This is a genomic window from Corynebacterium sp. L4757, from assembly GCF_043673995.1.
GTDB lineage: Bacteria > Actinomycetota > Actinomycetes > Mycobacteriales > Mycobacteriaceae > Corynebacterium.
This window is the reverse complement of record NZ_JBIMEN010000005.1, coordinates 195,470-207,790: the sequence shown is the minus strand read 5'-3', so window position 1 is coordinate 207,790 and position 12,321 is coordinate 195,470. Positions and strand designations below refer to the sequence as shown.

At 58.6% G+C, this 12,321-nt stretch carries 11 protein-coding genes and 2 pseudogenes; 8 read left to right on the top strand and 5 right to left on the bottom strand.

Going from position 1 to position 12,321, the window contains the following annotated elements:
• Positions 1 to 49: 49 nt before the first annotated feature.
• From ACG98I_RS08190 to ACG98I_RS08180, 3 genes and pseudogenes are all read left to right on the top strand, one after another.
• Entirely contained in the window at positions 50 to 439 is a 390-nt protein-coding gene (locus ACG98I_RS08190; protein ID WP_003849007.1) for a helix-turn-helix transcriptional regulator, read from the top strand.
• A pseudogene (locus tag ACG98I_RS08185) lies at positions 429 to 1,313 on the top strand (permease). Before ACG98I_RS08190 ends, ACG98I_RS08185 begins: the two are co-directional and overlap by 11 nt.
• Positions 1,314 to 1,343: 30 nt before the next feature.
• Complete coding sequence (locus ACG98I_RS08180; RefSeq protein WP_394719908.1) at positions 1,344 to 1,493, top strand: hypothetical protein; 150 nt, start codon at positions 1,344 to 1,346, stop codon at positions 1,491 to 1,493.
• A gap of 122 nt (positions 1,494 to 1,615) precedes the next feature.
• Here the strand turns inward: ACG98I_RS08180 and ACG98I_RS08175 are convergent, their stop codons facing one another.
• Positions 1,616 to 2,035, bottom strand: coding sequence for a low molecular weight phosphatase family protein (locus ACG98I_RS08175; RefSeq protein ID WP_394719906.1), 420 nt, complete (start codon positions 2,033 to 2,035; stop codon positions 1,616 to 1,618).
• Complete coding sequence (arsB, locus tag ACG98I_RS08170) at positions 1,963 to 3,150, bottom strand: ACR3 family arsenite efflux transporter (protein ID WP_394719904.1); 1,188 nt, start codon at positions 3,148 to 3,150, stop codon at positions 1,963 to 1,965. Before arsB ends, ACG98I_RS08175 begins: the two co-directional genes overlap by 73 nt.
• An 80-nt stretch (positions 3,151 to 3,230) precedes the next feature.
• Here arsB and ACG98I_RS08165 point away from each other — a divergent pair, with 80 nt between their 5' ends.
• The 4 genes and pseudogenes from ACG98I_RS08165 (at position 3,231) to ACG98I_RS08150 (ending at position 9,143) form a co-directional block, all read left to right on the top strand.
• On the top strand, positions 3,231 to 3,578 hold the full coding sequence (locus ACG98I_RS08165) for a metalloregulator ArsR/SmtB family transcription factor (RefSeq protein ID WP_394719902.1): 348 nt from the start codon (positions 3,231 to 3,233) through the stop codon (positions 3,576 to 3,578).
• Positions 3,579 to 3,611: 33 nt separating this feature from the next.
• Positions 3,612 to 4,607: an ArsO family NAD(P)H-dependent flavin-containing monooxygenase gene (locus ACG98I_RS08160; RefSeq protein WP_394719900.1), complete on the top strand. Its 996-nt coding sequence runs from the start codon at positions 3,612 to 3,614 to the stop codon at positions 4,605 to 4,607.
• A 1,371-nt stretch (positions 4,608 to 5,978) separates the two neighbouring features.
• Complete coding sequence (locus ACG98I_RS08155) at positions 5,979 to 7,040, top strand: hypothetical protein (protein WP_394719898.1); 1,062 nt, start codon at positions 5,979 to 5,981, stop codon at positions 7,038 to 7,040.
• A gap of 842 nt (positions 7,041 to 7,882) precedes the next feature.
• Positions 7,883 to 9,143 (top strand): annotated as a pseudogene (locus ACG98I_RS08150) (IS256 family transposase).
• A 4-nt stretch (positions 9,144 to 9,147) separates the two neighbouring features.
• Here the strand turns inward: ACG98I_RS08150 and ACG98I_RS08145 are convergent.
• Genes ACG98I_RS08145 through ACG98I_RS08135 form a run of 3 tightly spaced genes read right to left on the bottom strand, consistent with a single transcriptional unit; the run spans position 9,148 to position 10,578 of the window.
• Positions 9,148 to 9,597, bottom strand: coding sequence for an aldo/keto reductase (locus ACG98I_RS08145; RefSeq protein WP_394719896.1), 450 nt, complete (start codon positions 9,595 to 9,597; stop codon positions 9,148 to 9,150).
• On the bottom strand, positions 9,594 to 9,929 hold the full coding sequence (locus ACG98I_RS08140) for an aldo/keto reductase (protein ID WP_394719894.1): 336 nt from the start codon (positions 9,927 to 9,929) through the stop codon (positions 9,594 to 9,596). The genes ACG98I_RS08145 and ACG98I_RS08140 overlap by 4 nt, the downstream gene beginning before the upstream one ends.
• A gap of 58 nt (positions 9,930 to 9,987) precedes the next feature.
• Positions 9,988 to 10,578, bottom strand: coding sequence for a TetR/AcrR family transcriptional regulator (locus ACG98I_RS08135; protein ID WP_394719892.1), 591 nt, complete (start codon positions 10,576 to 10,578; stop codon positions 9,988 to 9,990).
• Positions 10,579 to 10,793: 215 nt separating this feature from the next.
• On the opposite strand from ACG98I_RS08135, the gene ACG98I_RS08130 reads away from it, so the two are divergent.
• Entirely contained in the window at positions 10,794 to 12,281 is a 1,488-nt protein-coding gene (locus tag ACG98I_RS08130; protein ID WP_394719891.1) for an APC family permease, read from the top strand.
• The last annotated feature ends 40 nt before the right edge of the window (positions 12,282 to 12,321 follow it).

Genomic DNA, 12,321 nt, shown 5'->3' with positions numbered 1-12,321 from the left:
ATTCAAACCATTGCTTGAAATACAAGCACTCGCTTGTTAATGTCGGAGTATGCTTACAGAGATTTCCTTATCCATCCCCGCGTCGGATCTCAGTCCCGCCGAGCGGGCCCAGTTACTCGTGCCCACACTGTCCGCGCTGTCGGATGAAAACCGGTTGACGATCCTGCTCACCTTGGCGGAGACGTCAATGACCAACCGCCAGCTCCATGAGGCCACCGGGATGAGTCAGGCGTTGGTCAGCCATCATCTGGCTGCCCTGCGCAAGGCCGGACTGGTGGACTCGGAGCCGAGGGGGCGTGCCACGCTGAATTCGGTATGTTGTGCTCAGCTGGCTGATCCGGTGCGCTGGCTAGCGCACCTGGCGACGTTGACCCCGGAGGGACAACGCGCCTGCTGCACGGACACCTCCCTGAGAAACGAGGTCGTTGATGCTGATTAGCGCGCTCGGCACGTTCACTATCCTCCTGGTCGAACTGCTCCTGCTGTTTCTGGTGATCTCCTATGCGGTCGCGCTGATCAACCGGCGCTTCGGCCCGGAGCGGTTGCAGAGCTGGATGGCTGGTGGAGCGGTTCCCGGCCAGGTCAAAGGACTGGCATTGGGGGCGATCACTCCGTTTTGTTCCTGTTCGACGATCCCGATGTTTGTCAGCATGCTCAAAGCCGGGGTGGCCTTTCGTACCACCGTGACCTACCTGATCGCTTCGCCGCTGCTCAACCCGGTTATCGTCGGCGGAATATGGCTGATCTTTACCTGGCAGGTCGCGCTCAGCTACGCGGCGATCATGGTGCTGCTGTCGCTGGGAGTACCCTGGGCCTGGACCGCGCTGGGCATGGAAGACCAGCTGCGCAAGGTCAAGGTCAAGGGCGGGCACCAGCTGGACGGGACCCCGTGGCGTGGAATCAAACAAGAAACCCCGGCAGCGATCCGTCAGGCATAGGACGATCTTCGCCCCATGCTCCTTCCGATGATCATCGGCGTGGCCATCGGTGCATTCATCTACGGGGTCGTGCCCGAAGACGGCCTGGGATTTATGGCCGGTGGAAACGTCTGGTGGCTGATTCCACTGGCTGCGGTGATCGGTATCCCGCTGTATGTCCGACTCGAGACGATGCTGCCGGTCGCCCTGGCTTTATCGGGTGCCGGGGTGGCCATCGGCCCGATCTTCGCGATGATGATCGGTGGGGCCGGGGCCTCGCCACCGGAAATCTCGATGTTGGCGGCAGTGTTCAAGCCGAAACTGTTGGCCACCTTCGTGATCACCATTCTGCTGGCGGCCATGCTGGCCGGCTACGCGATGACGATCATCCTCTAAACCACGTACCTCTAACGAAAGGAGACCCTCATGGGCTTCAAAGACCTGTTTCACAAGAAGAATACGAACTCCGATTGCTGCAGTGTCGAGATCGTCGCCGACGACGACACCGACACCACTGAGACCACCAGTGAGACCACCAGTGACCAGGAGGAGCAGCACCCGCAGGCTACGTCCTAACCCGACACATCTCGGTCTCTACCGGCGTGTCTGGCTCCCGGACGAGGAGCTGACAGCCGGTGCAGACACCAACGACCCCGCGCGAATTCGCGCGGGGTCGTTGGTGGTGTCAGGTGGGGTGGTCAGTTCTCGAGCAGCTCGGCGAGGAGCCTGCGTACCCGGGTGTCAATGTCGTCACGGATCAGACGCATGCGCTCCAGGCCCTCGATGCCACGCTGGGACGGCTCGTCAGTCACCCACCGCTCGCACGTACCGCGGGCACCGTCGGGTAGCTCCAGCTGGGCATCACCTCCCAGGATGATCACGCGGTCGACCTCGCGCAACAGTTGTGGATCTACACCCTTAGGGTGGCCTGCGGACATGTCGGCACCGGCCTCGGCGATAACCTCGACGGACTGGGGGTTGAGCTTCGTGCCGGGTGTCGTGCCGGCGGAGTGGATCTCGATCCGGTCACCGGCGTGCTTAGCGGCTAGGGCTGCGGCCATCTGGGACTTGCCGCCGTTGCCGACGCAGACGAACAGGACTGTTGGGTGGGTGCACATGAGGTGAAGTTCTCCTTCTCGGATACAGCAGGCTGCGGAGACGGTGTCGAGGATACAGGTAGGGTCGGATCCTGGGGGAAGAGTTTCGGTCCCAGCCACAGCATGGTGTAGACCAGGCCGACAAGCACCGGGATCTCGATCAACGGGCCGATCGTGCCGGCTAGCGCCTGTGCGGAGGTCGCCCCGAAGGTGCCGATGGCCACGGCGATGGCCAGCTCGAAGTTATTGCCCGCGGCCGTAAACGACACCGACGCCGACTGAGCGTAATTCATGCCCGACGCCTTCGCGGCAATCAGTGCGATGGCGAACATGCCGACGAAGTAGGCCAGCAGCGGCACAGCCAAGCGGGCCACGGTCCACGGTTGGGAGGTAATCTGCTCCCCCTGCAGGGAAAACAGCAGAACGATGGTATAGAGCAGGCCGATCAGTGCCAGCGGGGAGATCTTCGGCAGGTAGGTGTTTTCGTACCAGGCACGGCCCTTGGTTTTTTCACCGATGATTCGGGAGGCCACGCCGGCGGCCAGCGGGATGCCGAGGAATACGAGCACGGAAACCACGATCGACCAGAAGGAAAATTCCGCCGAGGTAGTCGCCAGGCCCAGCCAGGCTGGCAGGACCTGGAGGTAGAACCAGCCGAGTACGCCGAACATGATGACTTGGAACACCGAGTTGATCGCCACCAGCACGGCCGTGGCCTCCCGGTCACCACACGACAGATCACTCCAGACGAGCACCATCGCAATACACCGAGCCAGGCCGACGATGATCAACCCGGTGCGCAGTTCCGGCTGATCCGGCAGGAAGATCCAGGCCAAGGCGAACATGAAAGCCGGACCGACCAGCCAGTTGAGCACTAAGGACACCGTCATCAGGCGTTTATCGGCGGCGATCTCACCGGCCTTGTCGTAGCGAACCTTCGCCAGCGGCGGATACATCATCACCAGCAGGCCAAGTGCTATCGGCAGGGAAATCCCACCTACCTCTAAAGCGCGCAGGGCGTCACCGATACCGGGGACGACCCGGCCGATGAGCAGGCCAGCGGCCATGGCGAGAATGATCCAGACCGGCAGGAAGCGATCTAAAAAGGTCATGCGTGGGCGGTGGTCAGAATTCATACGAGCCTTTCACAGTATTGACAAGCATCAATACAAAAAGTAGCCTTGATATCGATGCTTGTCAATATAGGATGGTTGGTATGACACTCTCGCAGACTCTCCCGCTGGCGGACTTGTCCGCCTGTTGCTCACTGGGTGCTGGCCCCTTGACCAGTGGTGAGGCCGAGCGCTACGCCACATTGTTCAAGGTGTTGGCCGATCCCGCCCGCCTGCGTTTGTTATCGCAGTTGGCGGCCGAAGGCTGCGGCCCGGTCAGCGTCGGAGAGCTGACAGAGACGTCGGGGTTGAGTCAGCCGACCGTGTCGCACCACCTGAAACGGTTAACCGAGGCCGGGTTATTGGACAAGGTCCGGGTCGGCCGGACGATGACCCATCAGGTGCGCCCGGAGCTGTTCGCGGAGCTGCGCACCGTGTTGCAGATGGACTGAACCACCATTGACGAGCAGGAGACGATCACACACGTGACCAGCAAACACTTCGAGGCGATCATTATTGGCGGTGGCCAGGCGGGGCTGGCCACCGCCTACTACCTGCTGCGAGCAGGCGTGGACACCCTGGTCCTCGACGATCAGGAGGGTGCCGGTGGGGCGTGGCGGCATGTGTGGCCATCAATGACGTTGTTTTCCACCGCGGAGTTTTCCAGCCTGCCGGGCAAGCCTATGCCAGCCTACGAGGGGTTCCCACCGTCGGACCATGTCATCGACTACCTTGCCGACTATGAGCAGCGCTACCGGATCCCCGTCGAGCGCCCCGTGCACGTGGACCGCGTCGAGCGGGTGGATGCAGGCTACCGCCTCCACGCCGGTGATCGGTCGTGGACGGCTCCCCATGTCGTAGCCGCCACCGGTACCTGGTCTACTCCCTTCGTCCCGGCCTACCCGGGATTGTTTACCGGCACGCAGTGGCATTCGGCGAACTATCCCGGGGTGGGTCCCTTCCGGGGGTCGTCCGTGGCGGTGGTGGGGGCGGCGAACTCCGCCGCGCAGATCGCCGCCGAACTCACCGGTGTTGCCGAAGTCACCTGGTATACCCGCCATCCACCCCGGTGGATGCCCGATGAGGTCGACGGGCGGGTGCTGTTTCGCCGGAACCGGCAACGCGCCCTGGCCGTCCAGCGCGGCGAGACCGATCCGGGGGCCGACTCGGAGCTCGGCGACATTGTCGTGCTGCCTGAGGTGCGCGATGCCCGCGACGCCGGATGTTTGGCGGCGACGCCGATGTTTAACTCCCTCAACGAAGTACGGGCCGATCATCTGATCTGGTGTATCGGGTTTCGGCCGTCCCTCGGGCCGGTGCGCCGGCTCCTGGACGGCACCACCCCGAAATACCCGGGCCTGCACCTGGTCGGTTACGGCGACTGGACCGGCCCCGGATCCGCCACGCTCACCGGGGTAGGCCGCTACGCCAAGCAGACCGCCCGGACCATCGCGGACTCATTCGGCATGACCGTCAAGTAATCCCCGCCTGGCTGGCAACCTCGAGGGGCACTCTGTCGTCAGCACAACGAGAGGAGTGGAGTTTCGATCGCTGCAGGAAAACACCGGCACCTCATCCTCCGAGGGCCGAAAAGTGTTCCACATCTTCCTGCCCGGCGGAGTTTGAATGTGATCTGATCCGGGAGCGGAGACACGCCGGTCTGGAGGCTGCCTGGGTTCGTGGCCGCACGGAAAGCCGGCCACCACTGCTCAGCGGGGACAAGCTGCGCACCGCGCGGGAAAATCCGCGAGCACATCAGTTACTGCCCCTGAACCCTCGCGGTGGCGTGTAAGAAGTCGGTATATCTATCGCCGGGACATCCCCAGCTCTTCGGCAACCGCATCAGCAGTGCTTACTCCAACTTTCTCGTGCTCAGCCAACCTAGCGATTACCCGTTCCTGTGCTCAGGCCTGTTCCCACTCAGCTTCAGGCATAGTCAGGTGTGATGTCGCAGCAATGTCCGTGTGGCTGCTGTCCGTCCCTGTCTCCTTGTGCCCGGGAGTTCTGACATTTTCAGCCTAGTGCACACGAGTACTGACCGGATGGTGTTCCGAAGCCGTCGTCACAACCCTGGTCACTGGGGGCCATCTGTGCCAACGCCTTCTGACTCTGACAGTAATTCTAAAACTGTTCTTTTGAGGTGTGCTGTCAGAGCCAGAAGTCGTTGGCACAGCTTCCGAGAGTCATCCTGTCGCAATGCCCGGTTATGTGGGCTTCGAGGGGTCCTTCTGCCGCGTAGGTAATACCCCAGTTTCTTTGCGCAGCGCCCGGTAGACGGTGGTGCGGCTAACTCCCAGAACTTCGCCGATCTGAGCGACAGTCATGGGTGCTGTTGCAAACTCGCGTTTTCGTCGAAAACGGCGGATCCGGTACCAGCGTTGCGCTGCACACTAACAAATAGTTAGTTATCTGGAATTCCTGTTTGCAACAGCACCTTTGTGGCCTCGTTCGGCGTTGCTTCACCCTTGACATCAACGACACTTCCATAGGCTCAGCACTGGTCGGATTGGGCAAAATCTGTATCCGGTCGGACCAGCCAAGGCTCTCAACCACTGCGCTAGGAATGATGCCGAGTAGCTCTGAATTCATCACCACGCCAGGAACCGACGCTACCCTCGTCCCGATGATTCCAGTTTGAAGTTGCAGGCCGGCCTTCAGTAATAGATTTTCTGGAGCATCATGACCAATCGATGACTTGATCCGTATAAAGCGCTCGGCGCTCCTTTGCTCGAGACTGATGAATCCTTCGATTTCGGCACCGCCGTGAGTGCGCACCAGCGTCGGCCCAGGCAGGTTGTGAAATAGTGGATTCCTCAGAATAATGGCCCTATATTGACCCTATAATGGCCCTCATGAACCAACCATTGCGCGTTGCTATTTTTGCCGACCCTGGCCTACCGTCCCGCACCGTCTCACGTGTCCTCGGTGATGGCAATGACGGAGAGAAAACTGTCGGCAGATATCTTTTCTCCCACCACAAAAGTCGAACCCCAGCGCGCCCAGATGGCACGCTCGATCTCGACACCGTTCGAGGATGGGCACGAGACGATGACGTAGATCTACTGGCCATCGTGACCGAAATCCCCCGCCGTGCCGGGCGAAAACCCAAGATCGCTGCGCTGCACTACGGGGAAGGTCTGGTCATCATTTCCCTACCAGCACTGGGATGGCAGGGCGTGACCCAGAGACTTCGCCATGTACTGTTCGACTCCCTGGACGCTCTCGCCGACCAGCAGACACCCGGAACCGACCAGCACATGTCCGACTCCGGGGTGGTCTACGAGCAGGAGTCTCGTTCCGGCCGGTCCGTCTACATCACCTCTCCCTGGTGGCGACCGGGCAGACTCCGACTGGTCCTGGGCATGATACGTACCAATGAGCCCCTGTCGACGGTATCGAAGTTGTCGGGAGTACTCGCTGCCGCGGCGGGAACTGGGGCGTTCGGCATCTTCTACTCCTCAATTTGGGAAATGGCGGACGCTTTGCCCAGCTGGCGACTGGGTCTGATTACCGCGATGGTCATTGTGACCATGGTGCTCTGGCTGATCGGTGCCAACAGGTTGTGGGAACATTCACGAAAACTAGGCGACCTGACCGAAGCCGCCATGTATAACGCCTCCACCGTGGCCACTCTCCTGCTATCGGTCATCTTGCTCTACCTGGTACTATTTATCGGCATTCTCATCGGGGGAATAGGTGTCATCGAATCCGGATTCATGTCATCGAAAATCGGTGCGGAAGCCTCCCTCGGGAACTACGTTGATATCGCCTGGCTCAGCGCCTCGATGGGCACCGTTGCGGGTGCTCTCGGATCGAATTTCGATAGCGAAGACACCATTCGAGAACTCACCCACGGCAAACGCCTGGCACAACGATTCAAACAACGCCAAGACGCCAACGAGAGCAACTGCTAATTCTCACCAAGCCAAGACATGGGGCATGACTGCCCACCGGATAAACATCATGAGCGCCCCGTGGGGATTGAGGCTTATTCATAGGGGTTTAGCGCTCGCAGTCCGATCGCCGCTCTGGGGCGTGTCGCGGGGACATAAAAAGGGGACTGCCTGTTTCGATTAATGTGTGAAGAAAAACCAAACAAACAGTCCCACCAGCAAGACTACGGGGCCGTCCCCTGTTTGGTGGACACGCTGACCCCGGCCCAAAATGGGCCGGAGAATGCGAGAAACCACCATGGGCGAAGAACACCCACACCGATGAGTTCAAGACGGACGCGGTCCGACTCTATGAGGACACCACAGGCGCCTCGTTCTCCTCGATCGCCGTGGACCTCGGGATCAGCCGGGCGACGCTGAAGAACTGGGCTGGACGCCGCCCGCAAGGCCCGCGGCGTCCAGCCCAGCCGCACCGCCGAAGACCCCACCGACGAGCTGTTGCGCCTGCGCAAAGAAGTCCAGCACCTGCGCTCGGAGACGCAGAAACTCTCAACCGAGCACGATATCCTGCTGCCAAGGCCGCGAAATATTTCGCGGGAGAGACGACCAGGTAGAGCCGCTTCTGATTCGTTGATGACCACCGAGACCTCTATCAGGTCAAGCAGTTGTGCCAAGTCCTGAGGATCAACCGGTCCTCGTACTACGCCTGGAAATCTGCGGCTTTCCACCCGCCGGCGACGCCTCGGTTACGTCCTCTAGCGTGGTGTATCTGTAGCTGTCGGTGAGGGCCCCATGGAAGACGTGGGCGACCACCAAAGCACTTTTCAAATCAACTCCTACATCTCCTCGAAAGGGAACCCACGATGGCCGCCGGCCCTTATTCTATCGATCCGACCACCTATCTCGACGACCTGCTGTCTCAAGCCTCCCCGGACTTGATGAGACAGATGCTCCAGGGCTTCATCAACGAAGATCCTGTCCACCCAAGCAGACCAGATCTTCGGTGCTGATTACGCCACCACCAGCCAGGCCCGTACCAACGTCCGCAACGGTTACCGTCACCGCGACCTCGACACCAGGGTTGGCACCGTAGATGTCGCGGTCCCGAAGCTTCGGGCAGGGTCGTTCTTCCCCGACTGGCTGCTGGAACGACTCGCCCGGGCCGAACGCGCCCTGACCACGGTGATCGCGACTTGCTATCTCAAGGGTGTCTCCACCCCAAGCTGAACGACCTGGTCGCCTCACTGGGCATCAACAATCTCTCGAAGTCACAGGTATCCGAGATGGCCAAAGACCTGGACTCTATGGTCGAGGATTTTCGTGCCCGGCCGCTGGATACCGGCCCCTACCTGTACGTCTCCTGTGACGCGTTGACCATGAAGGTCCGCGAAGGCGGCCGCGTCGTCAAAACCTCGGCGTTGTTGGCTACCGGGGTCAACGCCGAAGGGTACCGGGAACTACTCGGTATGCAGGTCGCCACCGCAGAGTCGGTGGCCTCCTGGACGGGTTTCTTTAGGGACCTCAAGGCCCGGGGTCTTAATCAGGTCTACCTGGTCACCAGCGACGCGCACCTGGGCATCCAGCACGCTATCGGCGAGATCCTACCGAATGCGTCCTGGCAGCGGTGCCGCACGCACTTTTCGAAGAACCTCTCTGGCTTGGTATCGAAGACTTAAGTGGCCGACGTTGTCGGCGATGTTTCACACGATCTTTCAGCAGCCGGACGCCGACACAGTATGGAAGCAGGCCCGGGAGGTCGTGGCGTTCTGTCAGGAAAAGTTCCCGCAGGTGGCGGATTATCTGGAGGAAGCTCTGCATGAGCTGCTGGCGTTCACGAACGCCCCGAAGGCGGTGTGGACGAAGGTCTGGTCGAATAATCCGACCGAGCGGTTGAACCGGGAGCTCCGCCGGCGTACCGACGTCGTCGGCATCTTCCCAAACCAGGACGCGGTGGTTCGTCTGGTCGGGGCGGTACTCGCGGAGCAGCATGATGACTGGATTCAGCAGAAACGCTATATGTCGTTGACCAGTCTGGAGCAGACAAAGGCGGTGCTGTTGCAAACTCGCGTTTTCGACGAAAACGGCGGATCCGGTACCAGCATTGCGCTGCACACTAACAAATAGTTAGTTATCTGGAATTCCTGTTTGCAACAGCACCTTCAATCTCAGCGTTGAGTTCCGGATAGTCTAGGGAACCTAAGAAAATGCCTGGCTCATGGCCTATTTGAATTGGCGACCATGCCTGCAGCGTAATCTTATTCACCCGCGCATAGTCCACTAGACCCCCACCATCGCGCGTAAACGCATCATCCGACGTTGTCATATTGGATGTCATACCCTGCGCAACCAACGAAGAATGCGTGATAGAAAACTGCACCTGGTTCACAAGAAGTGGCTGTTTCACAGCAGTCTTGAGCAGAGCAATCTGACGCGGAGTGTGGTTCGATACGCCAAAGGCACGCACCTTGCCGGCTGCCTCGAGTTCATCAAAAGCACGCGCTACTTCCTCTGGTTCTACTAGGGCATCCGGACGGTGCAGCAACAGCACGTCAAGGTAGTCCGTATTCAGTGATTTCAAGGATTCATCGACTGAGGAAACGATGTGTTATAGGACTGGTCGTAGCCCCACGGGTCTTCAACGATTCCTGTCTTCGACTGCAACGTAATTTCCTCACGCTCTGACGAAGAAAGCTTCACGGCTTCAGCAAACCGGCGTTCGCACAAGTGGTATCCACCATTGGGAAAGTTAAAGCCATACAGATCCGCATGATCGAAGTAGCTCACGCCGGCCTCACGTGCGGAATCATAAAGCCCGCGAATCTCCGAATCAGTTTTATCCCCAATACGCATCATGCCCGCGATAATGTTGGGTACTTGTGTTCCGCTGCTGCCTAGTTCAACGCTTCGCATGTGAATACTCCTCTTGGCTTAAAACTCGCTCGGATTAGTTTTGCGCGAGTCTAACCTTTTATGCGCGCAGAAGATCCAAGTACGCCTCCAGCTGGTTAATGATCCTTTGTTTACTAAATCCTTCCGGATCCATCACCGCGGTAATCTGCGAGCCTTGCAAGAGAACCACCAGTATCTCTGCCGTGCTTTCAACGTTGGAAATTGAACGAAGCAACCCATCTTCTTTAGCTTCCTTGAGCATGGTGGCTATCATCTCGCACCACCGATTCGTTGAAACCGCCGCTAGTGCCGCACGTTTCTCATCTTGGGCAGCGCTGTCCCAGAATGACACAACTATCCGCGCCTCATCACGCAGTCGTTCAGTAACTGGGAGGACTTCCAGGCACATCGCTCGCAGTGATTCAAACCCACGCAAACCTTCGATGGACTTGCCAATACGCTCTTCAGTGGAGCTATAAACGTGTTCAAACGTGGCCTCTAAAAGGTCCATCTTGGTGGGAAAATACGGCTTTAACGCACCATTGGCATAGCCTGCTTCTTCAGCAATCTGCCGCATAGTGGCACCAGCTAGTCCCCGGCGCGCAATAACCCGCCACGTTGATTCAACAAGCTCCCGCTTGCGCTGTACATGGTCAACTACTTTTGGCATTCATTTTCTCCACTCAATAGTGCTGTTGACATTGTACTAAGCACTCTCGCTGCTCAAGTTGGTTGTTGCGTGGTTCAAACTAATTTCAGATATCCCCTTGCCAATGCGTCACTTCGAGTTTATCCTCTACACCAGTAGAACTTAAACGTGGTGTGAACCACTTTTAGAACGTAGAGAGATTTACATCAACCCTTATTCCCGGCAGAAAGACCGATATGGCTACTTCACCGTCACAACAAGACACTCGCAATGGGCTCAAAAGCGGAAAGCTGTCCACGGCGTCATTGGTATTTATCATCATCGCGGCATCGGCGCCCTTGACGGTGTTAGCTGGTGGTGCGCCCACTAACTACGCGGTTGCAGGACTGCTCGGAGTGCCCATTGGGTACGTGGTGCTTGGCATCATCCTGGCGCTTTTCGCCGTGGGCTATGGGCGCATGGCCAGCAAGATTCAATCCTCAGGCGCTTTCTACGTCTTTATTGCGCGGGGTCTGGGGCTGCGCCAAGGAATCGCCGGCGCTATTTTGGCGCTCGTTGCGTACAACCTCATGCAGATTGGCCTTTATGGACTCTTCGGGTTCTCCGCGGCCAATGCTTTGACAGCATTAGCCGGAATCGAGCTTCCCTGGTGGTTACTTGGCATCGTGGGATGGCTCATCGTTGGCATCTTGGGCGTGAACAACATCGATTTCTCGGCCAAGGTACTTGGCATCATCGTAACCTTGGAATTCTTGGTGGTCATTGTCTTTTCCGTCATGGCCATTGCCAATGCCCCAGAAGGAGTCAGCAGCAGCGGTTGGCAGCCGGATCAGTTCTTCACCCCAGGTATCGGCGTGCTGCTAGCTTTTACGATGGCCGCATTCATGGGCTTTGAATCCGGCGCTATTTATTCGGAGGAAGCCAAGAATCCGGAGCGCACTGTTTCACGTGCAACATATATCGCCGTCGGCATCATTGCTGCTTTCTATGCGTTCTCCGCTTGGGCGTTGCAGATGGGTGTGGGTCCAGGGAGCATCGTTAGCCAATCGCAAGAGTTTGGCCCCGATCTGGTCTTTGTGTGGCTGGCGGACTTTAGCACTACGGCATCAAATGCCGCGCACCTGCTTTTTGTCACCAGCCTCATGGCAGCGTTGATTGCTTTTCACAATGCTGCGGCTCGGTACTTCTTCTCCCTTGGGCAATCCGGGGTCCTTCCTGCAGCCTTCGGAAGAACCGCGAAAAACGGTGCGCCGATTGGTGGCTCGCTGGCGCAATCCATCCTGGCGATTGTCGTGCTGGCCGTCTTTGCCATCATCGGCAGTGGCTCGGAACAAGAATTCCTGTTTCCGGTGGTCACCTTGTTTACCTGGTTTACCAACGCCGCGGCCTTCGGTCTGACCTTCTTGCTGGCTATCACCAGCTTTGCCGTGATGGTGTGGGCGAACCGCTACCACCGCGAATACAGCGTGTTCGTTAAAACTATCGCGCCGTTGCTCGCCGGCATTGGTATGGCGGCGGTAACCGCGCTAATTCTCATCAACTTCAACCTCATGATGGACACCGAAGACTTCTTCATGATTTGGATCATGCCGGCCATCATCTTGGGATCCGGGCTCATAGGCCTTATTTGGGGTGAGATTTTGATCCGCCGCAACACCATGAACTCCGCGCACATCACGGGCGAGGTAGCGGAAATAGAACCCCAGCCCGCGGCGCCGGTGTAGGCACTTGCCTACTCGAAGCCATCATCATTCACTTAAAGAA

Coding starts and splice junctions, on each gene's coding strand:
- ACG98I_RS08190 (WP_003849007.1), top strand. CDS start 50: ATGCTTACAGAGATTTCCTTATCCATCCCCGCGTCGGATCTCAGTCCC.
- ACG98I_RS08180 (WP_394719908.1), top strand. CDS start 1,344: ATGGGCTTCAAAGACCTGTTTCACAAGAAGAATACGAACTCCGATTGC.
- ACG98I_RS08175 (WP_394719906.1), bottom strand. CDS start 2,035: ATGTGCACCCACCCAACAGTCCTGTTCGTCTGCGTCGGCAACGGCGGC.
- arsB (WP_394719904.1), bottom strand. CDS start 3,150: ATGAATTCTGACCACCGCCCACGCATGACCTTTTTAGATCGCTTCCTG.
- ACG98I_RS08165 (WP_394719902.1), top strand. CDS start 3,231: ATGACACTCTCGCAGACTCTCCCGCTGGCGGACTTGTCCGCCTGTTGC.
- ACG98I_RS08155 (WP_394719898.1), top strand. CDS start 5,979: ATGAACCAACCATTGCGCGTTGCTATTTTTGCCGACCCTGGCCTACCG.
- ACG98I_RS08140 (WP_394719894.1), bottom strand. CDS start 9,929: ATGCGAAGCGTTGAACTAGGCAGCAGCGGAACACAAGTACCCAACATT.
- ACG98I_RS08135 (WP_394719892.1), bottom strand. CDS start 10,578: ATGCCAAAAGTAGTTGACCATGTACAGCGCAAGCGGGAGCTTGTTGAA.
- ACG98I_RS08130 (WP_394719891.1), top strand. CDS start 10,794: ATGGCTACTTCACCGTCACAACAAGACACTCGCAATGGGCTCAAAAGC.